The organism is Microbacterium sp. UBA3394, from assembly GCF_002358725.1.
Classification (GTDB): Bacteria; Actinomycetota; Actinomycetes; order Actinomycetales; family Microbacteriaceae; genus Microbacterium; species Microbacterium luteum.
Genome location: NZ_DEPK01000116.1, coordinates 53,217 through 72,206, shown reverse-complemented (window position 1 = coordinate 72,206; position 18,990 = coordinate 53,217). Strand labels below are relative to the sequence as shown.

Here is an 18,990-nt window from a genome sequence, read left to right as displayed (position 1 = left end):
TCCGACTGATTTCCTCCCGTCGGGCGAATCCTGTTAGGATCATCTGGTTGCCCGCGCAGCGGGGATATTCCTCCATAGCTCAATTGGCAGAGCAATCGGCTGTTAACCGGTAGGTTCTTGGTTCGAGTCCAAGTGGGGGAGCGGAAAGCCTCGACCTTCGCAGAGAAGGCCGAGGCTTCGTCGTTTCCCGTGGCCTTCGTGCTGGATCCCTGCAGAGTCTGCGGGGTGATCGACGCGGGCCGGGCGACGCCGTTTTGATCCCCTCCGTCCGCTTCCGATAGGTTCGGTCGCACCCGACATCGGAAGGTCTCCGTCATGCCGCAGCGCCGTTCGCGCACGCCCGCGCGCGCCGCGGGGTGGGCCGCGCTGTACCTCACCATCGCACTCGGGCCGCTGATCCTCAGTCTGATCCAACTGGATCCCGGACGTGGGTTCTGGGTGAATCTGTCGGTGGCCGCGGGATTCGTCGGGCTTTCCTTGATGGGGCTCCAATTCGTCCTCGCCGCGCACACCGTGCGCACCGCGCGCGTGTTCGGACTCGATCTGCTCCTGCGTTTCCACCGGCAGATCACCTGGCTGATCGCGCTCCTCATCTTCGCTCACCCGATCATCCTCTTCCTCTGGGATCCGCGCTTCCTCGCTCTTCTGGATGTCGCTCATGCGCCGGCCCGTGCGCGCTTCGCGGTGGTCAGCGTGGTGCTTCTGGCGGTGCTCATCGTGACCTCGATCTGGCGGCGGAGGCTGCACATCCGATACGCGGTCTGGCAGGTGATGCACAGTGTGCTTGCGACGCTGATCGTCGTGACGGCACTCGTGCACGTTCTGCTGATCGGGTACTACGTCGACGAGCCGTGGGAGAAGGCGCTGTGGGTGTGCTACTCACTCGCGTTCGTCTCGATCGGCGTCTGGGTGCGAATCGTGCGCCCGATCCTCCGCTGGCGACGACGCTGGAGGGTCGTCGCCGTCGAGAACGAAGCGGCGGGTTCGTCGACGATCGAGCTGGAGCCGGTCGATCCGAGGTCGTTCGGCCCGCGCGGATTCGAGTTCGAAGCCGGGCAGTACGCGTGGATCCATGTCGGGGGTTCGCCTTTCGCGATGACGTACCATCCCTTCTCGTTCTCCTCCAGCGCGCAGAGCCCGGGGCGGGTACGGTTCACGATCAAGCCGGAGCAGGGCTTCACCGCGACAGTTCCGGATCTGTCGCTTGGCAGCGTCGTCTACCTCGATGGGCCGTGGGGTCACCTGACGATGGAACGCAACGATGCGAACGGGTTCGTCTTCATCGCCGCCGGCGTGGGGGTGAGACCCCGATGCTGAGCATGATCTCCACCCTCGCCGATCGAGACGACGATCGCGACTGTCTGCTGATCCTGGGCAACAGACATGAGGATCGGATCATCGGCGCGGACCGGCTGCGCGAGCTCGAGGAGCGCATGCCGAACCTCGAGGTGGTGCACGTCATCAGCCGCCCGGGTGACGGCTGGGATGGCGAGACGGGCCGCATCCGCGCCGACGTGCTGGATCGCGTCTTGCCGACGGATCGGCGCGAGCGCGCCTACTTCCTCTGCGCGAGCGGTCCGGTCATGGACGCGGTCACAGCGGCGCTCGCCACGCTGGGGATACCGGATGCGCACGTGAGCGCCGAGCGATTCGCGATGGCCTGACGGAGTGGGCACATGAGCGGGAAGAAGATCGTCGGCCTGCGCGAGAAGCGCGTCACACGGATCGTGTGGGTGATGTCTGCGGCGGTCGTGACCGCCTGCGTCGGGTGGAGCGTCCTCGCTCAGGTGATGGTGCCGGATGCCTGTGCGGTTGACCCACCGCCCGCGAACGCGCAGTATCTGCACTGCGACTGAGGTCGGTCCATGATCACCCGCTGAGGCGCCGACGCTCGGCGTGCGTTACGCCTCGAGCTCGTCCACCCCGGGGGTCCAGGCAGCGCCCGGTCGTCCCCAGCCGCGCTTGCGGGCGATCTTCTGCACGGTCTTCCCGTCGCCGTCGTCCAGGCGATCGACGTAGAGGACGCCCTCGAGGTGGTCGAACTCGTGCTGCAGGATCCGGGCGCGCCATCCGTCGACCTCGAGTGTCACGGGAGTTCCGTCGAGGTCGACGCCCGTCACCCGGACCGCGTCCGAACGACGGAGCGGAAACCGCTCGCCGGGGAATGACAAGCAGCCCTCCGACTCCTCGTCAGGATCGGGTGCGCCGGGCTCCAGGGGACGCATCCACAGCTCGGGGTTCAGAATCACCCCGCGCCAGGGGTGGCCCTCGTCGTCTTCGTAAGCGTAGGTGAAGATGCGCAGCGGCACGCCGACCTGCGGGGCGGCAAGGCCGACGCCCGGCGCAGCATCCATCGTCTCGAACATGTCCGCCACGAGCGCGCGAATCTCGTCGGTGATGGACTCGACGGGGGAGGCGGGGCTGTGGAGGACCGGATCGCCCATGATGCGGATCGGAAGTACGGGCACGTCCGACAGCGTAACCTCCGGGCGCCCGGGTATCGTCGAAGCGTGATCGCGATCGATGTCGGCAGTGTCGAGGATGTCGGCGATCAGCTCGTGGGCGCGTTCCAGGATCCGGGGATCCTCATCGGCATCCCCCTCGCCCTCATCGGCGCGGTCTTCATGTCCTTCGGGGCGCAGTATCAGCACCGAGGGGTGACCAAGGTGGAGCGCCTGAGCGGTGGCGCGCAGAAGGGCCTGACGGCGGCGCAGCTCGGCCGGCTCCTCGCCCGCCCGTCGTGGGTGCTCGGCACGGTCATGCTGGGTCTCGCGATCGTCTGTCAGCTCTCGGCGCTGTCGTTCGCACCGCTCATCGTGGTGCAGCCGCTCGGAGCGATCGCGCTCGTGATCACGACGCTCCTCAACGCCAAGATCAGCGGCCATCGGCCGACGCGGCGATCCGTGATCGCGATCGTGGCGTGCGTGGGCGGCATCTTCCTCTTCGTGACGATCGCGGCCCTGTTCGCCACGGAGACGCCCCTCAGCGACCGGCAGCTGATCACCGTCCTTCTCATCCTCGCGGTGGTCGCGGTGCTGTTCAGTGCGGTATGGCTGTGGCGGCGTCACCACGTCGGCGCGCTCTTCTACATCATGGCCGCGGGCATCCTCTACGGATTCGTCGCGACGCTCGCCAAGGTCGTCCTCAGCCGCATCGAGTCGGGTGACTTCGAGTGGCTGACCCTCACCTGCGTCGCGGCACTTCTCATCGTGACCGCGGTCGGGGCGTACTTCGTGCAGTCGGCGTACTCGTCGGGGCCTCCCGATCTCGTCATCGCCGGACTGACCGTGATCGACCCGATCGTCGCCGTCGTCATCGGACTCACGGTTCTCGGCGAGGCGCAGAACGCACCCCTGTGGGCCTACATCGGGTTCGCCGTCGCCGGCGCCATCGCCGTGTGGGGGGTGTTCCAGCTCGCGCGCCACCACCCGCAGATCATCTCCGACAGCCAGGAACTCCCTCTGGAGCGGGGCAGCGACGGCAGCGGCTTCGACGGGCCCCATCCGCCGACCGGGTCCACGCGGCTGGGAGAGGCGGTTGCGAAGGTCTGGCCGGAGCCGCCGATCAACGATCCCGACGACGACGCCCGGTAGGCTCGTACGAGGTCATCCCGATCGGGATGCCGGGGGCGGTGGCCAAGCTGGTCAAGGCAGCGGGCTCATAACCCGACGATCGTGGGTTCAAGTCCCACCCGCCCTACTCACGGTGAGCCCACGCAAGGGGTTCCTGCTCCATCGGGCGCGTCGATAGGGTCGGACTGACCCGAGAGGAGACGCGGATGCGGCTGGCAATGGTGGGACTCGGACGCATGGGGGCGAACATCGTGCGCCGCCTCATGCGCGACGGACACGAGTGCGTCGTCTACGACGTCAACGCCGACGCGGTGTCCGCGCTGGCGGGGGAGGGGGCGACGCCGGCGACCGACTTCGCCGATATGGCGTCGAAGCTCGAGGGCCCGCGCGTGGTGTGGCTCATGATTCCGGCGGGGCTGACGGGCACGGTCGTCACAGAGGTCGCCGAACACCTCGCGCCGGGTGACATCATCATCGACGGCGGGAATTCGAACTACCGCGACGACGTGCGTCGCGCGGCGGTTCTGCGCGAGGAAGGCATCCATTATGTCGATGCCGGCACGAGCGGAGGTGTGTTCGGGCTCGAACGCGGCTACTGCCTGATGGTCGGCGGCGCCGACGAAGCGGTTCGGACGATCGAGCCCGTGCTGCGCACGATCGCGCCCGGACCGGGTGAGATCGATCGCACGCCCGGTCGGTCGGGGGGATACGCTCCCGAGGAGCTCGGCTACCTGCACTGCGGACCCGCGGGTGCCGGCCACTTCGTCAAAATGGTGCACAACGGCATCGAGTACGGCATCATGGCCTCCCTCGCGGAGGGTTTCAACATTCTGCACAACGCGGATGCAGGAGTGCGCGAGGCCGAGCACTCCGCGGAGGTCGCACCGCTCGAGGAGCCGGAGTTCTACCAGTTCGACATCGATGTGCCGAAGGTCGCGGAGCTGTGGCGGCGAGGCTCGGTCATCTCCTCCTGGCTGCTCGATCTCACGGCTGCCGCCCTCGAGCAGAGCCCCGACCTGAACGGGCTCGCCGGCCGCGTGTCGGACTCGGGAGAGGGGCGATGGACCGTCAAGGCCGCCGTCGACGTCGGTGTGCCGGCGCCGGTGCTCGCCGCGTCGCTGTTCGAGCGCTTCGCCTCCCGGGACGAAGACCAGTACGCGAATCAGCTGCTCTCGGCGATGCGCCTCCAATTCGGTGGGCACCAGGAGCTGCCGACCGGCGATCGCCTCGAGGCGGGGTCGCGCAAGGCCGAGTGAGTCGTCAGTCGGCCCACAGGTAGGAGTACTTCACGAACACCTCCGGCGCGAGGCCCGCTTCGACGAGGACGCCCTGGATGGCGGTGAGCATATAGCGCGAGTCCCATCCCATGTACAGGAAGTGCTCGTCGTCGAGGCGGTCCCACTGACCGGTCCACGACATCTCCGGGTACACCGGCCCACCCCGGCGCGCGCTGAAGGTCTCCACCGATATGCGCGAGTCGGCCCACAGGCGCTTGAAGATCCGGTTGAAAAGGTACTTCACGTCGGGGACCTCCCAGTGCTCGCCGACGTACTCGACGTAGGCGAACTCCTTCTGCCATCCGCGCGGCCATCCGCGGCGCGGTACCGCATCGAGGATGGGCATCAGCCCGTCGTCATCGATGACGATCGGCCCGCGGCGCGGCCACGTGGTCATGAACGCGGCTGCAAGTGACGCCGAGCGCGCCGAGATCGCCGCCGTGTTCCACTGCTCGGCTCTCGCAGCCTCCGCCGTCAGCGGGATGGCGCTGCGCCCGAGGACGGCGCGCTTAGCGGGGAAGGACGCGCCGAAGGACGCCATCGCGGCATCCTCTTCCAGGAGGACGATGTTGCCGAGGGTTGCGGCAAGAGCGCGATGGGCGTTCTGCGTGTCGTCGTCGAAGTCCGACCACGCCGTGCGTCCGTCGCCCGTCCAGTCGTCGGAGGGGGCGAGGGGGAAGATGTGGTCCACGTCCACATCGGCGACGTCGTCGACGCCCGCCAGCCGGGCCATCACGTAGGTCGCATGCGGGAGCTCGGTGAACTTCAGCGCCACGCGGACGCGGTCATCCGAGGGAGTGAGCCGGGAGATGGCGAGCGTGAGGGCGTCCACACCGTCGTCCAGAGCCCGGAGGAGTCTCGCGACGAGGCGCTCGTTCGTGAGGCGCACGATCGTACGACGCAGCTGGAGCGACTGGAGCTGCTCGAGGACCGTCACCAGCGTGGGCTTGTCGATGACGCCGGTGGTCCATTCGCGATGCACGCGCATCATGAGGGGGAACATCCCCGCGCCGAAGACCGAGAGCCAGCGGAGGTGACGGGAGACGTCCGGGTCCGCTTCGCGTGCCGGGTCGAGGAGCACGCCGTACACCTCGGCATAGGCGCGCCAGGCTTCGGCATGGGTGCGCAGGGCCGCCGGTTCCAGCCGCGGAAAGTACGTCCGGAAGGCCTCGTACACACCACGCCCACGCGTGACGGCGACCTCGCGTCCTCCGATCATCACCAGATAGTGGTTCCAGAAGTCCGCGATCCGCTCGCCGGTGTGCCGCTCGATGGGGAGCCAGAACTCGTCCTCGATGGCCGTCTGCTCGCCGTGTGACAGGCCCATCAGCACGTAGTTGTGGATCAGTTCGTGGTCGCGCAACGGCTCGCCGGTGGAATTGAGCGACTCGAAGATCTGCTGGGCGTTCGCGCCGGGCCCGAGGGTGATCGCGACGTGCTCGAGCTTCTGCAGACCTCGCCAGACCCGCGCGACCTCGTCGGGGCGCACCTGGCTGCGGAAGAAGGCGTAGTTGTCGTCGAAGCGGGAGTCGCGCACGGCGTCTCCGCGCGAGTCGGTGACGACCGCCTCGAATACGTTCGCCCAGGCGCGATGCGGGCGCAGCTTCGTCGCGCGTGCGTCGGGATGCACGAGGACCTGCTCGAGCTCACCGGCCAGCAGCGGGTCGTGGTCTCGCACGGTGTGGTGCAGCGCGGCGACGAGGAGCATGAGCGTGGTGATCCGCTGCTGCCCGTCGATCAGGACGAGCTCGGACAGGCGATCGGTGCGCATCTCAGCGCTCAGGATCGACCCGATGAAGTGCATATGACGCTCGTCCGAATCGGCGACCGCGCGGATGTCGGCGAGCAGCTGTTCGCAGCCGCCGATGTCCCAGCGATACTGCCGTTGGTACACCGGGACCACAATCGTCGCGTCGGCGGCGGACAGCCAGGCGACGGTGTTCACCGCGTGGGCATCGATGTTCGTGGCAGTGAGCATGGGGCGCTTCGCTCCGTTCGTTGCAGGCCGCCGTCGAGTCTAGTGAACCGGGTCGGCGACCACGGGGCGCCGACCGGCGGCGAGGTAGGCTTGCCTAAGTCGGGCCTGTAAAAACGTGCTGGCCCCGAACGGAAAGGTCATGATTCGCATCATGGGTTACATCAAGAGCGCCGCTCTCGAATCGACCGGCTTCGTCGTGCTCGACCCGTACGACAAGGAGATCGACCCCAAGGAGTGGCTCGAGATCGAATACGTCGACTGGAAGTCCTCCGGCGACACCCGCTTCGCCCCGCTGGCCTCGGCCAAGGGTGAGATCGAATGCAACGGCTTCTGGAACCACGAGCCGCCGCGCACCGACAAGGACGGCGTCTGGATCGACGAGCAGACCGAGAAGGCGCCGACCCTCACCGCGCGGGCCAAGGAGCCCGGTGCCAACGTCGGACGGTGCCGCATCATCGAGCTGCAGCCGAACTCCTACGCGGACTGCCTCTACAACCTGCACCAGGACGACAACAACCGCCTCAACCCCGACGGCACCGGCTGGGTCGTGCGTGGGTTCTTCAACCTCACCGACGACAAGGACAGCTATTTCGTGCTTCGGGAGAACCGCAGCGACCCGAGCATCGAGTACCGGATCGCGCTGCCCGCCGGTGCGCAGCTGATCGTCGACACGCAGCGTCTGTGGCATGCGGTGCACCACCAGGGTGACGAGCCGCGATACTGCCTGATCACCTCGTGGGAGTCGGGGCCCGAGCTCGACGAGTACATCGCGCGTTACAACGGCCAGCCCACGACGGAGTACTACGAGATCTCGGAAGAAGTCCGGGAGGCCGGTCAGGCCGAGCAGGCGCGGCGCGACGCCGCACGTGCTGCGTACTACGCCGCCAAGGGCCAGAAGGAGAAGCTCGCGATGAGCGAGGCCTGAGCTCGCACATCCTCCTCGAGCCCCCGGCGACATCGTCGGGGGCTCGCGGCGTGTCGCGGCCGGATCCCTTGTGATTATCGGCCGCATCGGGTGATAATGACGGCAGACAACCGAACATGTCCGCCATGCTCCGTGGTGCCAGGTCGTAGGGGAAGACGCACCTGACAACGAAACGGAGACATCATGGCGACATCGCGTTCTCGCGGAGTGGTGTACGTCCACTCCGCACCTCGCGCGCTCTGCCCCCACCTCGAGTGGGCGGTGGGTCGTGCCATCGGCCGAGCAGTCAACTTCGACTGGTCCGAGCAGCCCGTCCAGCCCGGCACGCGCCGTGCTGAGTTCTACTGGGACGGTCCCGCCGGTACGGGTGCCGCGCTCGCGAGCGCCATCCGCGGCTGGGAGCACCTTCGTTTCGAGGTCTCCGAGGATCCCTCGCCCGGGCACGACGGCGGCCGGTGGCTGCACACGCCGGGGCTCGGTATCCATTTCGCGCAGACCGACGCCGTCGGCAACATCGTCATCGGTGAGGATCGCCTCCGCTACGCGATGGAGGTCGCCGCCGGCGATGCGCGGGAACTCCAGCGCGAACTCGACGTCGCGCTGGGAGCTGCGTGGGACGAGGAGCTGGAACCCTTCCGGCACGCTGGTGACGATGCGCCCGTCGTGTGGCTGCACAAGGTGGGGTGAGGCCCGGCACAGACTCAGGAACGGCGAGGCGCCACTACCGAAGCTCGGAGGAGGACACCCGGGACGCGAGAAAGCGAATCGCCGCCTGTACCCCAGATGCGACCCCAGTGCATCTGCTCACGACGAAGCCCCCGCACCCAGGCGGGGGCTTCGTCACGTGAGGTCAGGCCGAGGCCAGCGCCACGACGGCGTTGTGGCCGCCGAAGCCGAACGAATTGCTGATCGCCAGCTGGTCGCCGCGGCCGAGCTCGACCTGCGAGCCCGAGATGTTGAAGGGGACGGCCTCGTCCTGCGTCGTGATGTTGATCGTCGGAGGCGCGAGCCGGTCCTGGAGCGCCTTGACGGTGAACATCGCCTCCAGGGCGCCGGTTCCGCCGAGAAGGTGTCCGGTCGAGGCCTTCGTCGCCGACACGGGAATCTCCTCGATGCGGGGGCCGAACACCGATTTCAGCGCCGTGTACTCGTTCGGGTCTCCGACCGGCGTCGAGGTGGCATGTGCGTTGATGTGCGTGACGTCGTCGGGCGAGGCGTCGGCGGAAGCGAGCGCCATCTCCACGGCGCGCTGTGCGCCGTGGCCCTCGGGATCGTTTGCCGTGATGTGGTACGAGTCGGCGGTGACGGCGCCGCCGACGACGTAGGCGTATATCTTGGCGCCTCGGGCGCGGGCGTGTTCTTCCGACTCCAGGATCAGCACCGCGGCACCCTCGCCCATCACGAAGCCGTCGCGGTCGACGCTGCAGGGGCGCGAGGCGGTGGCGGGGTCGTCGTTGCGCCGCGACAGCGCCTGCATCGACGCGAACGACGCGATCGTGATCGGGTGGATCGCCGACTCGGTGCCGCCGGCGATCACGACATCGGCCAGGCCCGTGCGGATGTGCTCGGCCGCGTTCACGATCGACTCGGTGCTCGATGCGCACGCGCTGGCCACCGTGCGGGCGAAGGCGCGAGCGCCGAAGTGCAGGGACAGGTTGCCTGCGGCGGCGTTGGGCATGAGCATGGGAACGGTCATGGGCATCACCCGACGGGGGCCCTTTTCACGCAGCGTGTCCCACGCGTCGAGCAGGGTCCACACGCCGCCGATGCCGGTGGCGAAATCGACGCCGAGGCGCTCGGGCTCGACCTCGGGCGTGCCGGCGTCCGCCCAGGCCTCCATCGCCGCCACGATCGCGAACTGCGATGCCGGGTCCAGGCGCCTGGCCATGGGCCGCTCCAGCACCGTCTCCGGTCGCACGGCGGCCTGCGCGGCGAACGTGACGGGCAGCTGGTTCTCCTCCACCCAGTCGTACTCGAGCGTGCGTGTGCCGGACGCGCCGGCCAGCAGGGCGGACCAGCTCTCGGGGGCGGTGCCGCCGATCGGCGACGACGCGCCGATTCCGGTGACGACGATGCGTGACGCGGTCATGGGGAAGGAACTCCTCGTGAAAGAACGCTGGTGGGGGCCGGCGCCCCCACCAGAAGGGTTACGCCTGGTTGGACGTGATGTAGGTGACGGCGTCGCCGACCGTCTTGAGGTTCTTGACCTCGTCGTCGGGAATGGTCACGCCGAACTTCTCCTCGGCGTTGACGACGATGGTCATCATCGAGATCGAGTCGATGTCCAGGTCGTCGGTGAACGACTTCTCCATCGCGACCTCGTCCGCCGAGATGCCGGTCTCGTCGGTGATCAGTTCGGCGAGTCCGGCGAGGACCTCGTCATTGGTGAGTGCCATGGTGTTCTCCTTGTCTGTCGGGGATGCTGGCGCCGCGCGCGGGCCGTTGATCAGTCTAGGGCGGTGGTCGGGCCGCTCACGGCAGCACCACCACCTGCGCGCCGAAGACCAGTCCGGCGCCGAATCCGATCTGCAGGGCGAGCCCGCCGCTGAGTTCGGGATGCTCTTCGAGCAGCCGGTGCGTGGCGAGGGGGATGGACGCCGCGGAGGTGTTCCCCGTCGTGGCGATGTCGCGTCCGACGGCGACGGTGTCGGGGAGGCCGAGCTGCTTGGCGAATTCGTCGATGATGCGCATGTTCGCCTGATGGGGGACGAACGCGGCGAGATCCGACGCCTCGACGCCGGCCTCCTCGAGAGCCTGGCGCGCGACTTTGACCATCTCCCACACCGCCCAGCGGAAGACGGTCGGACCTTCTTGACGCAGGGTGGGCCAGGGGGAGTTTCCGTCGCGGAAGTCCGTGAGCGTGTGGTTCATCCCGACGGCGTCCGCCTTGGATCCGTCCGAGCCCCACACCGTCGGTCCGATGCCGGGCGTGTCACTCGGGCCCACGACGACCGCGCCGGCTCCATCGCCCAGGAGGAAGGAGATGCTGCGGTCGGTGGGATCGACGATGTCGCTGAGCTTCTCCGTGCCGATGACGAGCGCGTACTCGGCCGCACCGGAGCGGATGAGGGCGTCAGCCTGCGCCACCCCGTATGCGAAGCCGGCGCACGCCGCGTTGAGATCGTATGCGGCGGCGGGGTTCGAACCGACGCGATCGGCGACGATGGCCGACACGGAGGGCGTCTGCTTCGGATTGCTGATCGTCGCCACGATGACGGCGCCGATCCGATCGGCGGGAACACCCGAGCGCGCGATCGCCTCTTCCGCGGCCGACGCGGCGAGATCGATGGCTGTCGTACCGGGGGTCGCACGCATGCGCGTGATGATGCCGGTGCGCTGTCGGATCCATTCGTCGCTGGAGTCGATGGGTCCGACGAGATCGTCGTTGGGCACGGCGTTCTCGCCGCGGGCGGCGCCATACGAGTAGATGCGGGTGTGCGCGGCGCCCCGGGACTGTCGGAGGGTGGGGGTCATGTGTGAGGGCTCCGCTCAGGAGGTGGATGGGCTGAGGAGTTCGGCGGCGGCGGGCAGATCCGCCGGAGTCTTCACGGCGACCGCCGGCGTGCCGCGCAGTGCGCGCTTGGCAAGCCCGGTGAGGGTGCCGGCCGGTGCGAGTTCGACGAGACCGCTCACGCCGGCATCGGCGAACGCGGACATGCACAGGTCCCAGCGCACGGGGGAGGCCACCTGCTCGACGAGGAGGTCCAGGAAGGAGGCACCCTCGGTCACGATCGATCCGTCGCGGTTCGTCCACAGCCGCACCTGGGGATCGTGCGTCGCGACCTCCGCGGCGGCGAGCCGCAGTTCGTCGACGGCCGGGGCCATGGCGTCGGTGTGGAATGCACCCGCGACCTGCAGAGCGACCACGCGGGTGCCGCGCACGGGCTCGGCCGCGAGGGCTTCGAGGGCGGAGAGCGAGCCGGCGGCGACGAGCTGCCCGCCGCCGTTGTGATTGGCAGCGGTGAGACCGAGTTCCGCCAAGCGGTCGAGCACGGCGACGGTGTCACCGCCGAGGACGGCGCTCATGCCGGTCGGCGACGATGCAGCCGCGGCCGCCATGGCGCGTCCGCGCAGACCGACGAGGCGCATCGCATCCTCCTCGGTGAGCACGCCCGCGGCGGCGGCTGCCGTGAACTCGCCCACCGAGTGGCCGGCGACACCGGCGACGTGGTCGTCTCCGAGGGCATTCCACGACAGCAGCCCGGCGGCGACGATCAGCGGCTGCGCGACGGCGGTGTCGCGGATCCGGTCGGCGTCCCACTCCGTGCCTGCGGCGACGAGGTCGACGCCGGACCACTCCGAATAGGCCGCAAGCCGCTCGTGGGCGCCGTCGAGTTCGAGCCAGGGGGTCAGGAAGCCGGGGGACTGCGAACCTTGACCGGGGAAGATCGCGATGAGCACCATCCCATCCTGCCAAGGATCAGCCGATGCGATGTGTGGCATGCCGCACAAGTGTCCCGGCATCGTTTGTCGCATCACCACAGCACGATCTCTGTCGAGGTGCTGGCGGACCGAGGTCACGACGGGCGACGCGGGGCGCTCCGACGTCGTGTCGCGTCGGTTCCGATGGAGCCGAGGACGAGCGAGATCTGCAGGATGAGAGCCTCCCGTGGTCCGGTCGCATCCCAGCCGATCACCTCGGAGACCCGCTTGAGCCGATAGCGCACCGTGTTGGGGTGCACGAACAGCTCGCGCGCGGTCGCCTCGAGGGAGCGCCCGTTGTCGAGATAGCTCCACAGCGTCGTGACGAGATCGGTGCTGTGGGCCTGCAGCGGGCGATAGATCCGCTCGACGAGGGTCTGCTTTGCCAGGGGATCACCGGCCAGGGCTCGCTCGGGCAGGAGATCGTCGGCCTCGACGGGACGCGGAGCATGTCGCCACGCGCGTGCGACCGCGAACCCCGCCAGCGCGGCCCGGGCGCTCTGGCTGGCGTCCACGAGTGCCGGAACGACCGGGCCCAGCACGAGGTGACCCGCCCCGAAACCGGGCTCGAGGCGTTTGGCGATCTCGACGAAGGGGAGCGCGCCGGATCCTTCGTCGGTGCGCACCGGATCCTCGGCGCGCCCGATCACGAGGACGAGCCGCGATCCCTGCACGCCGATCAGCACGTCCACGCCGAGCTTGCGTGCGGTGCGGCGCAGCTGATCGACGTCGAACTGCGCGGGGGTCGTGCCCACGAGCACCGCCACCTCGCCGTGACCGTGCCACCCGAGGGCGGCGATCCGGCTGGGGAGCTCCTCGTCGGCCTCACCCGTGAGGATCGAGTCGACGACGAGGGCCTCCAGGCGCGCATCCCACAGCCCGCGGGCCTCCGCGGCGCGGGCGTAGACATCGGCGGCGGCGAAGGCGACCTCTCGCGAGTAGAGCAGGATGCCTTCCCGAAGGTCCTCGCCCTTGCCGGCCACGCGCTCCTCGGTGACCTCGACCGTGGCCCGGATCAGCTGCAGCGTCTGCTGCAGGCTCACGCTCCGGAGGAGTTCGCGAGGCGCGGCAGCGAAGATGTCGGACGCGATCCACGGCGTCGAGCCGGGATCGTCGTACCACTGGATGAACGAGGTGATGCCCGCCTGGGCGACCAGGCCCACCGCCGACCGACGCGCCGGCGGCATGTCGGCGTACCACGGCAGCGACTCCTCGAGGCGCTTGATCGTGGCGGTGGCCAGGTCACCCGAGATGCGACGCAGCCAGGCGAGCGTCTCGTCCTTGTCCATCTCCGCGGAGCGGGGCGGCATGCGTCCGGTCAGCTCTCGCCGCCCGCGTTGCCACTGTTGCCGGCGGTGACATCGTGGAGGCGGTACTTCTCGATCGCCTGCGCGGACAGCGACCGGTCGACCGTGCCTTCCGCCGCAAGCGCCTGCAGCGCCCGGACGACGATGGAGGGGCCGTCGATCTTGAAGAAGCGGCGCGCGGCGGGCCGCGTGTCGGAGAAGCCGAAGCCGTCCGCGCCGAGCGTGGCGAACTGCTGCGGAACCCAGGGTCGGATCTGGTCCTGCACGGCGTGCATGAAGTCGCTGACCGCGACGACCGGTCCCTCGCTGTCCCGCAGCTTCTCGGTGATGTAGGCCGTCCGTGCTTCTTCGTCGGGGTGGAGGAAGTTGTGCTCGTCGGCGGCGAGTCCGTCGCGACGCAGCTCCGTCCAGGACGTCACCGACCAGACATCGGCCTGCACTCCCCAGTCGTCACGCAGCAGCTGCTGCGCCTCGAGGGCCCACGGGACCCCGACGCCCGATGCGAGGAGCTGCGTACGCGGTCCGTCGCCCTCGGCGGCGGAGATGCGGTGCATGCCGCGCACGATGCCGTCGACGTCGACGCCCTCCGGCTCGGCCGGCTGCACGAGCGGCTCGTTGTACACCGTCAGGTAGTACATGACGTTCGGGTCGGGGTGGTTGCCGCCGTACATTCGCTCGATGCCGGCGCGCACGATGTGGGCGATCTCGTACCCGTAGGCCGGGTCATACGACACGGTGGCGGGGTTGGAGGAGGCGAGCAGGTGCGAATGACCGTCCGCGTGCTGCAGGCCTTCCCCGGTCAGGGTCGTGCGGCCGGCGGTCGCGCCGATGATGAACCCGCGCGCCATCTGGTCGCCCGCCGCCCACTGCGCGTCGCCGGTGCGCTGGAAGCCGAACATCGAGTAGAAGATGTACACCGGGATGAGCGGTTCGCCGTGCGTCGAATACGCCGTTCCGACACCGGTGAACGCGGCCATCGCGCCGGCCTCGTTGATGCCGACGTGCATGATCTGGCCCTGCGGGCTCTCCTTGTAGGCCAGGAGCAGCTCGCGGTCCACGGACGTGTAGTGCTGGCCGTTCGGGTTGTAGATCTTCGCCGTCGGGAAGAAGGCGTCCATGCCGAACGTGCGTGCTTCGTCGGGGATGATCGGCACGATGCGGTGTCCGAAGTCCTTGGCGCGCAGCAGATCCTTCAGCAGGCGAACGAAGGCCATGGTCGTCGCAACCTCCTGCGTGCCCGACCCCTTCTTCGGCAGTGCGTAGGCCTTGTCGTCGGGAAGCTGGAGACCCACGTGATGGGTGCGTCGCTCGGGAAGGAAGCCGCCGAGCGCGCGTCGACGCTCCAGCATGTACTGGATGGTCTCGTCCTGCTCCCCGGGGTGGAAGTACGGCGGCAGGTAGGGGTTCTCCTCGAGCTGCGCATCCGAGATCGGGATGTGCATCGCGTCGCGGAAGTGCTTGAGGTCCTCCAGCGTCATCTTCTTCATCTGGTGCGTCGCGTTGCGCCCCTCGAAGTGGGGGCCGAGGCCATAGCCCTTGATCGTCTTGGCGAGGATGACCGTCGGCTGGCCCTTGTGCTCGCGCGCCGCCTTGAAGGCCGCATAGACCTTGCGGTAGTCGTGCCCGCCGCGCTTGAGGTTCCAGATCTGCTCGTCGGAGTAGTCCTTCACCAGGGCGGCGGTGCGCTCGTCGCGCCCGAAGAAGTGCTCGCGCACGAAGGCGCCGTCTTCGGTCTTGTACGTCTGGTAGTCGCCGTCCGGAGTGACGTTCATGAGGTTGCGCAGGGCGCCGTCGTCGTCGCGCCCCAGGAGCTCGTCCCACTCGCGACCCCAGATCACCTTGATGACGTTCCAGCCCGCCCCGCGGAAGAAGCTCTCCAGCTCCTGGATGATCTTGCCGTTTCCACGGACGGGGCCGTCCAGGCGCTGCAGGTTGCAGTTGATCACGAAGGTCAGGTTGTCCAGCCCCTCGTTCGCCGCGACCTGGAGCTGCCCGCGGCTCTCGACCTCATCCATCTCGCCGTCGCCGAGGAAGGCCCAGACCTGCGAGTCGGCGACATCCTTGATGCCGCGGTTCGCGAGGTACTTGTTCGTCATCGCCTGGTAGACGGCGTTGATGGGCCCGAGGCCCATCGAGACGGTGGGGAACTGCCAGAACTCCGGCATGAGGCGCGGATGGGGGTAGGAGGGGAGCCCGTGCGGCGCGGCGGACTTCTCCTGACGGAATCCGTCGAGCTGGTCCTCGCTCAGCCGCCCCTCGAGGTAGGCGCGGGCGTAGGTGCCGGGGGAGGCGTGTCCCTGGATGAAGATCTGGTCACCGCCCGACGGATCGTCCAAGCCGCGGAAGAAGTGATTGAAGCCGACCTCGTAGAGGGCGGCGGACGACGCGTATGTGGAGATGTGGCCGCCCACCGCGATGCCGGGGCGCTGCGCACGGTGCACCGTGATGGCGGCGTTCCAGCGGATCCACGCGCGGTACCGGCGCTCGAGCTCCTCGTCGCCGGGGAACTCCGGTTCCGCGTCGGGCGCGATCGTGTTGATGTAGTCGGTCGTCGGGACCATCGGCACGCCGAGGTGCAGCTCCTTCGACTCCTTCAGGAGGCTCAGCATGATCTCGCGTCCGCGTTCGTGGCCGCGAGCGTCGACGAGCTGCTGCAGCGACTCGCGCCACTCCGCGGTCTCGTCGGGATCGCTGTCGAGAGGGCCCTGGGAGTACGGATCCTGGTCGTGGACAGTCACGGGAGACCTTTCGTCTGATGGCAGATCGTGCCAAGCAATCGGGGGGCGCGATGCCGCGTTTGTCTGCGATGCACAAACACGCCGCCGCTCAGCCTACCGTCCTGTCGGGACGGTGACTCCGAAGCGCCGGTCGTGGTGGTTCTCCACCCTAGACTGGACGGCCTGGGGCCTTTAGCTCAGCTGGTAGAGCGCCACGTTTACACCGTGGATGTCGTCGGTTCGATCCCGGCAGGGCCCACCACCGGGCGCCGCTTCGGGCGGGTGACCTATGTTGGTCGGGTGAAGGCTTCTCCCCGCGATCAGCGCGCGCTCCTCGACCTGGCCGAGCTCGACTCCCGCATCCGGCGAGCCGAAGCGGCACGTGCGAGCCCGCCGCACGCCGCTCGGGTGAAGGAGCTGCTGGCGGAGCGCCAGGCGCGCACTCAGGAGCTGGCCGCCCTTCTCGGTACACGAGATGACCTGCAGGCCGAGATCGGCCGCATCGAAGCCGACGTCGCCGTCGTCGACGCGCGGCGCGTGCGCGACACCGAGCGTCTGGCCGCGACCTCGAACGTGAAGGAAGCGCAGGGGCTGGAGAGCGAGCTCGCCTCCCTCGCCCGCCGCAAGAGCGACCTGGAGGACGCCGAACTCGCCGTGATGGAGCAGCTCGAGGACGCTCAGGCCGCCGTGACGGCCGCAGAGGAGATGATCGCGCGCACCAACGCGGAGGGCGCGGAGCTGAGCGCCGCCGGGAAGGCCGCCGTGGAAGCGGCGACCGCCGACGCCGCCACCGCCACCCGCGATCGGGCTGCGGTGGCGGCCGGGATCGCCGATGATCTCGTGGCGCAGTACGACCGGCTCGCGATCCGCAACGCCGGAGCGGGACTGCTGACCCGCAACACCTGCGGCGGCTGTCATATGGTTCTCTCGGGCACCGACCTGGCGGAGGTGCGACGCGCCGCGGACGACGACGTCGTGCTGTGCCCCGAGTGCGGCTGCATCCTGGTGCGCACGGAGGAGTCGGGCCTGTGAGCGCTTCGATCGTCCAGCAGAGGAGCCCTCGCGGGAAGATCCGGCGTCCCGACGAGGCCACGGGCCACGGTGAGAGCCGCCGACACGGCCTCGGCTGACCCCGGCCCGCTCGCCCCCATCACCTGGGCGGTCGTCGGCGATCACGACCAGCGTGTGGTGGTCGTGGATCTCGACGCGGATGCGGGTGAACGACGCCGGGTGTCGCTGGCTCCAGGTGAGTTCGCGGACCACGTCGTCCAGCGCGAGCTCGCCTCGGCCCCGCGGTGGGTGTGGGACGACACGGCTCGGCGATACCCGCCGCTGCTGGCCGCCGGGGTGCGTGTCGCCCGGTCGCACGATCTGCGGCTCAGCCACCGGATCCTCGCGTGCAGCGCGGACATCGGCGCGCCCGGTGCCCTGCGTGCCGCAGCGGAATGGGAGGGCGGACCGTCGCCCGCGGTGGCTGCCGCCGCGGCGACGCTGTTCGATCTCGCTGCTCCGACGGACACGACCGGGGCCATCGCTGCGACCCTGGCCGAATTCCGCCGGCAGCGCGAGGCGCTGTCGACCGCGCGCGCTGGTTCCGGGCTCCACCTGCTCGCCGCCGCGGAGTCGGCGGGCGCTCTGCTTGCGGCAGAGATGCATGCCGCCGGGCTCCCCTGGGACCAGGCGCGACATGACGCCGTGCTCGAGGCCGAACTCGGCGCTCGTCCGCCCTCGGGTGCGCGACCGTCGCAGCTGGAGCTGCTCGCTCAGCGTCTGCGCGAGCAGCTCGACGATCCGACCCTCAACCCCGACTCCGCGGTCAAGCTCCTCCGCGCGCTGCATCGGAGGGGGATCGCGGTCGAGTCGACGAGCCGATGGGAGCTCGAGCGCGTCGAGCACGAGGTGGTCCCGACGCTCCTGGAGTACAAACGCCTTGCGCGGCTCTGGTCGGCGAACGGCTGGGCGTGGTCGGACGAATGGGTCTCGGCGGGTCGCTTCCGTCCCGTGTACATTCCGGCGGGAGTCGTGACCGGGCGCTGGGCCTCCGCCGGCGGGGGAGCGCTGCAGATCCCGCGCGGACTCCGCTCCGCGGTCCGCGCCGATCCGGGGTGGTGTCTGGTCGTGGCCGACGTCGCGCAGCTCGAGCCGCGCGTCCTGTGCGGCATGTCGAGGGATGCGGCCCTCGCGGAGGCGTCGCGCGGCCGTGACCTCTACGAGGGCATCGTCGCCGACGGCGCGGTCGCCACCCGGGACGACGCGAAGGTCGCCATGCTCGGGGCGATGTACGGGGCGACGACGGGCGAGAGCGGACGGCTCGTGCCGAGGTTGCGACGCACGTACCCGCGCGCGATGGCGATGGTCGATGCGGCCGCACGTCGTGGCGAGGACGGCGCGCCCGTCTCGACGTCATGGGGACGGACCACGCCCGATGCCGGCGCGACGTGGCGGGCGACGCACGCACGCGCGAGCGAGGCGGACGCGTCGACCGCGGACATCCTCCGCGCCAAGCGCGCCTCTCGCGACCGCGGGCGCTTCACTCGGAACTTCATCGTGCAGGGAACGGCGGCGGAGTGGGCGCTGGCGTGGCTGGCCGACCTTCGCACACGGTTGACCGCGTTTCCCGAGGCCGCGACCGCCGCCCCCGCATCCGGACCGGTGTTCGCCCGTCGACCGCACATCGCCTTCTTCCTGCATGACGAGGTGATCGTGCACTGTCCACGGGAGCACGCGGAGGAGGTCGCTGAGGCGGTCCGCGACGCGGCTGCCTCAGCCGGCCGGTTGCTGTTCGGCGACTT

At 69.0% G+C, this 18,990-nt stretch carries 17 protein-coding genes and 3 tRNA genes; 12 read left to right on the top strand and 8 right to left on the bottom strand.

Going from position 1 to position 18,990, the window contains the following annotated elements; translation table 11 throughout:
* The first annotated feature begins 68 nt into the window (after positions 1-68).
* The 4 genes from B4E30_RS07305 to B4E30_RS07290 all read left to right on the top strand — a co-directional run bounded on the left by B4E30_RS07305 (position 69) and on the right by B4E30_RS07290 (position 1,856).
* Positions 69-141: transfer RNA gene (locus B4E30_RS07305), tRNA-Asn, on the top strand.
* A 174-nt stretch (positions 142-315) separates the two neighbouring features.
* Positions 316-1,317 (top strand): ferric reductase-like transmembrane domain-containing protein, encoded by a 1,002-nt coding sequence (locus tag B4E30_RS07300; RefSeq protein ID WP_286794351.1) that lies wholly within the window; start codon positions 316-318, stop codon positions 1,315-1,317.
* A complete protein-coding gene (locus B4E30_RS07295) occupies positions 1,311-1,664 on the top strand; it encodes a hypothetical protein (RefSeq protein WP_286794349.1) in 354 nt (117 codons plus the stop codon). The genes B4E30_RS07300 and B4E30_RS07295 overlap by 7 nt, the downstream gene beginning before the upstream one ends.
* A gap of 12 nt (positions 1,665-1,676) precedes the next feature.
* On the top strand, positions 1,677-1,856 hold the full coding sequence (locus B4E30_RS07290) for a hypothetical protein (RefSeq protein ID WP_071043419.1): 180 nt from the start codon (positions 1,677-1,679) through the stop codon (positions 1,854-1,856).
* A 45-nt stretch (positions 1,857-1,901) separates the two neighbouring features.
* Here B4E30_RS07290 and def read toward each other — a convergent pair whose 3' ends face one another.
* Positions 1,902-2,468 carry a peptide deformylase gene (gene def / locus B4E30_RS07285; RefSeq protein WP_286794346.1) on the bottom strand — a complete coding sequence of 189 codons (567 nt, stop codon included), beginning with the start codon at positions 2,466-2,468 and terminating at the stop codon, positions 1,902-1,904.
* Between the two features lie 51 nt (positions 2,469-2,519).
* Here def and B4E30_RS07280 point away from each other — a divergent pair, with 51 nt between their 5' ends.
* The 3 genes from B4E30_RS07280 to gnd all read left to right on the top strand — a co-directional run bounded on the left by B4E30_RS07280 (position 2,520) and on the right by gnd (position 4,828).
* Positions 2,520-3,593 carry a DMT family transporter gene (locus tag B4E30_RS07280; protein ID WP_414683192.1) on the top strand — a complete coding sequence of 358 codons (1,074 nt, stop codon included), beginning with the start codon at positions 2,520-2,522 and terminating at the stop codon, positions 3,591-3,593.
* 32 nt (positions 3,594-3,625) lie between these two features.
* Positions 3,626-3,699: transfer RNA gene (locus B4E30_RS07275), tRNA-Ile, on the top strand.
* Between the two features lie 79 nt (positions 3,700-3,778).
* Positions 3,779-4,828, top strand: coding sequence for a phosphogluconate dehydrogenase (NAD(+)-dependent, decarboxylating) (gene gnd / locus B4E30_RS07270; RefSeq protein ID WP_071043420.1), 1,050 nt, complete (start codon positions 3,779-3,781; stop codon positions 4,826-4,828).
* Between the two features lie 4 nt (positions 4,829-4,832).
* Here gnd and B4E30_RS07265 read toward each other — a convergent pair whose 3' ends face one another.
* A complete protein-coding gene (locus tag B4E30_RS07265; protein ID WP_286794342.1) occupies positions 4,833-6,827 on the bottom strand; it encodes a GmrSD restriction endonuclease domain-containing protein in 1,995 nt (664 codons plus the stop codon).
* Positions 6,828-6,978: 151 nt separating this feature from the next.
* Between B4E30_RS07265 and B4E30_RS07260 the strand changes: the two genes are divergently transcribed.
* Positions 6,979-7,752 (top strand): hypothetical protein, encoded by a 774-nt coding sequence (locus B4E30_RS07260; RefSeq protein ID WP_071043728.1) that lies wholly within the window; start codon positions 6,979-6,981, stop codon positions 7,750-7,752.
* 183 nt (positions 7,753-7,935) lie between these two features.
* A complete protein-coding gene (locus B4E30_RS07255; protein ID WP_286794339.1) occupies positions 7,936-8,439 on the top strand; it encodes a DUF3145 domain-containing protein in 504 nt (167 codons plus the stop codon).
* A 163-nt stretch (positions 8,440-8,602) separates the two neighbouring features.
* Here B4E30_RS07255 and B4E30_RS07250 read toward each other — a convergent pair whose 3' ends face one another.
* From B4E30_RS07250 to aceE, 6 genes are all read right to left on the bottom strand, one after another.
* A complete protein-coding gene (locus tag B4E30_RS07250; protein ID WP_286794337.1) occupies positions 8,603-9,841 on the bottom strand; it encodes a beta-ketoacyl-[acyl-carrier-protein] synthase family protein in 1,239 nt (412 codons plus the stop codon).
* Positions 9,842-9,899: 58 nt separating this feature from the next.
* Positions 9,900-10,148: an acyl carrier protein gene (locus B4E30_RS07245; protein WP_071043424.1), complete on the bottom strand. Its 249-nt coding sequence runs from the start codon at positions 10,146-10,148 to the stop codon at positions 9,900-9,902.
* A 76-nt stretch (positions 10,149-10,224) separates the two neighbouring features.
* Positions 10,225-11,226, bottom strand: a complete 1,002-nt coding sequence (locus B4E30_RS07240) for a beta-ketoacyl-ACP synthase III (RefSeq protein ID WP_286794335.1) — start codon at positions 11,224-11,226, stop codon at positions 10,225-10,227.
* Positions 11,227-11,241: 15 nt separating this feature from the next.
* Positions 11,242-12,153, bottom strand: a complete 912-nt coding sequence (locus tag B4E30_RS07235; protein WP_286794356.1) for an ACP S-malonyltransferase — start codon at positions 12,151-12,153, stop codon at positions 11,242-11,244.
* Between the two features lie 116 nt (positions 12,154-12,269).
* Positions 12,270-13,484, bottom strand: a complete 1,215-nt coding sequence (locus B4E30_RS07230) for a PucR family transcriptional regulator (protein WP_286794333.1) — start codon at positions 13,482-13,484, stop codon at positions 12,270-12,272.
* A gap of 8 nt (positions 13,485-13,492) precedes the next feature.
* The gene (aceE, locus tag B4E30_RS07225; RefSeq protein ID WP_286794331.1) at positions 13,493-16,219 is read right to left on the bottom strand and encodes a pyruvate dehydrogenase (acetyl-transferring), homodimeric type; all 2,727 of its coding nucleotides are present in this window, start codon (positions 16,217-16,219) and stop codon (positions 13,493-13,495) included.
* 165 nt (positions 16,220-16,384) lie between these two features.
* Between aceE and B4E30_RS07220 the strand changes: the two genes are divergently transcribed.
* From B4E30_RS07220 to B4E30_RS07210, 3 genes are all read left to right on the top strand, one after another.
* Positions 16,385-16,460 (top strand) — tRNA-Val (locus B4E30_RS07220).
* A gap of 38 nt (positions 16,461-16,498) precedes the next feature.
* The gene (locus B4E30_RS07215) at positions 16,499-17,230 is read left to right on the top strand and encodes a zinc ribbon domain-containing protein (RefSeq protein ID WP_071043428.1); all 732 of its coding nucleotides are present in this window, start codon (positions 16,499-16,501) and stop codon (positions 17,228-17,230) included.
* A gap of 69 nt (positions 17,231-17,299) precedes the next feature.
* The coding region (locus tag B4E30_RS07210) for a bifunctional 3'-5' exonuclease/DNA polymerase (RefSeq protein WP_286794328.1) at positions 17,300-18,990 on the top strand (1,691 nt) is incomplete at its 3' end.

Bases quoted from the DNA above. Each gene is read 5' to 3' on its own strand.
- B4E30_RS07245 (WP_071043424.1), bottom strand. From the start codon at position 10,148: ATGGCACTCACCAATGACGAGGTCCTCGCCGGACTCGCCGAACTGATC.
- B4E30_RS07260 (WP_071043728.1), top strand. From the start codon at position 6,979: ATGGGTTACATCAAGAGCGCCGCTCTCGAATCGACCGGCTTCGTCGTG.
- B4E30_RS07290 (WP_071043419.1), top strand. From the start codon at position 1,677: ATGAGCGGGAAGAAGATCGTCGGCCTGCGCGAGAAGCGCGTCACACGG.
- B4E30_RS07250 (WP_286794337.1), bottom strand. From the start codon at position 9,841: ATGACCGCGTCACGCATCGTCGTCACCGGAATCGGCGCGTCGTCGCCG.
- B4E30_RS07230 (WP_286794333.1), bottom strand. From the start codon at position 13,484: ATGCCGCCCCGCTCCGCGGAGATGGACAAGGACGAGACGCTCGCCTGG.
- B4E30_RS07255 (WP_286794339.1), top strand. From the start codon at position 7,936: ATGGCGACATCGCGTTCTCGCGGAGTGGTGTACGTCCACTCCGCACCT.
- B4E30_RS07265 (WP_286794342.1), bottom strand. From the start codon at position 6,827: ATGCTCACTGCCACGAACATCGATGCCCACGCGGTGAACACCGTCGCC.
- B4E30_RS07240 (WP_286794335.1), bottom strand. From the start codon at position 11,226: ATGACCCCCACCCTCCGACAGTCCCGGGGCGCCGCGCACACCCGCATC.
- B4E30_RS07300 (WP_286794351.1), top strand. From the start codon at position 316: ATGCCGCAGCGCCGTTCGCGCACGCCCGCGCGCGCCGCGGGGTGGGCC.
- B4E30_RS07295 (WP_286794349.1), top strand. From the start codon at position 1,311: ATGCTGAGCATGATCTCCACCCTCGCCGATCGAGACGACGATCGCGAC.
- gnd (WP_071043420.1), top strand. From the start codon at position 3,779: ATGCGGCTGGCAATGGTGGGACTCGGACGCATGGGGGCGAACATCGTG.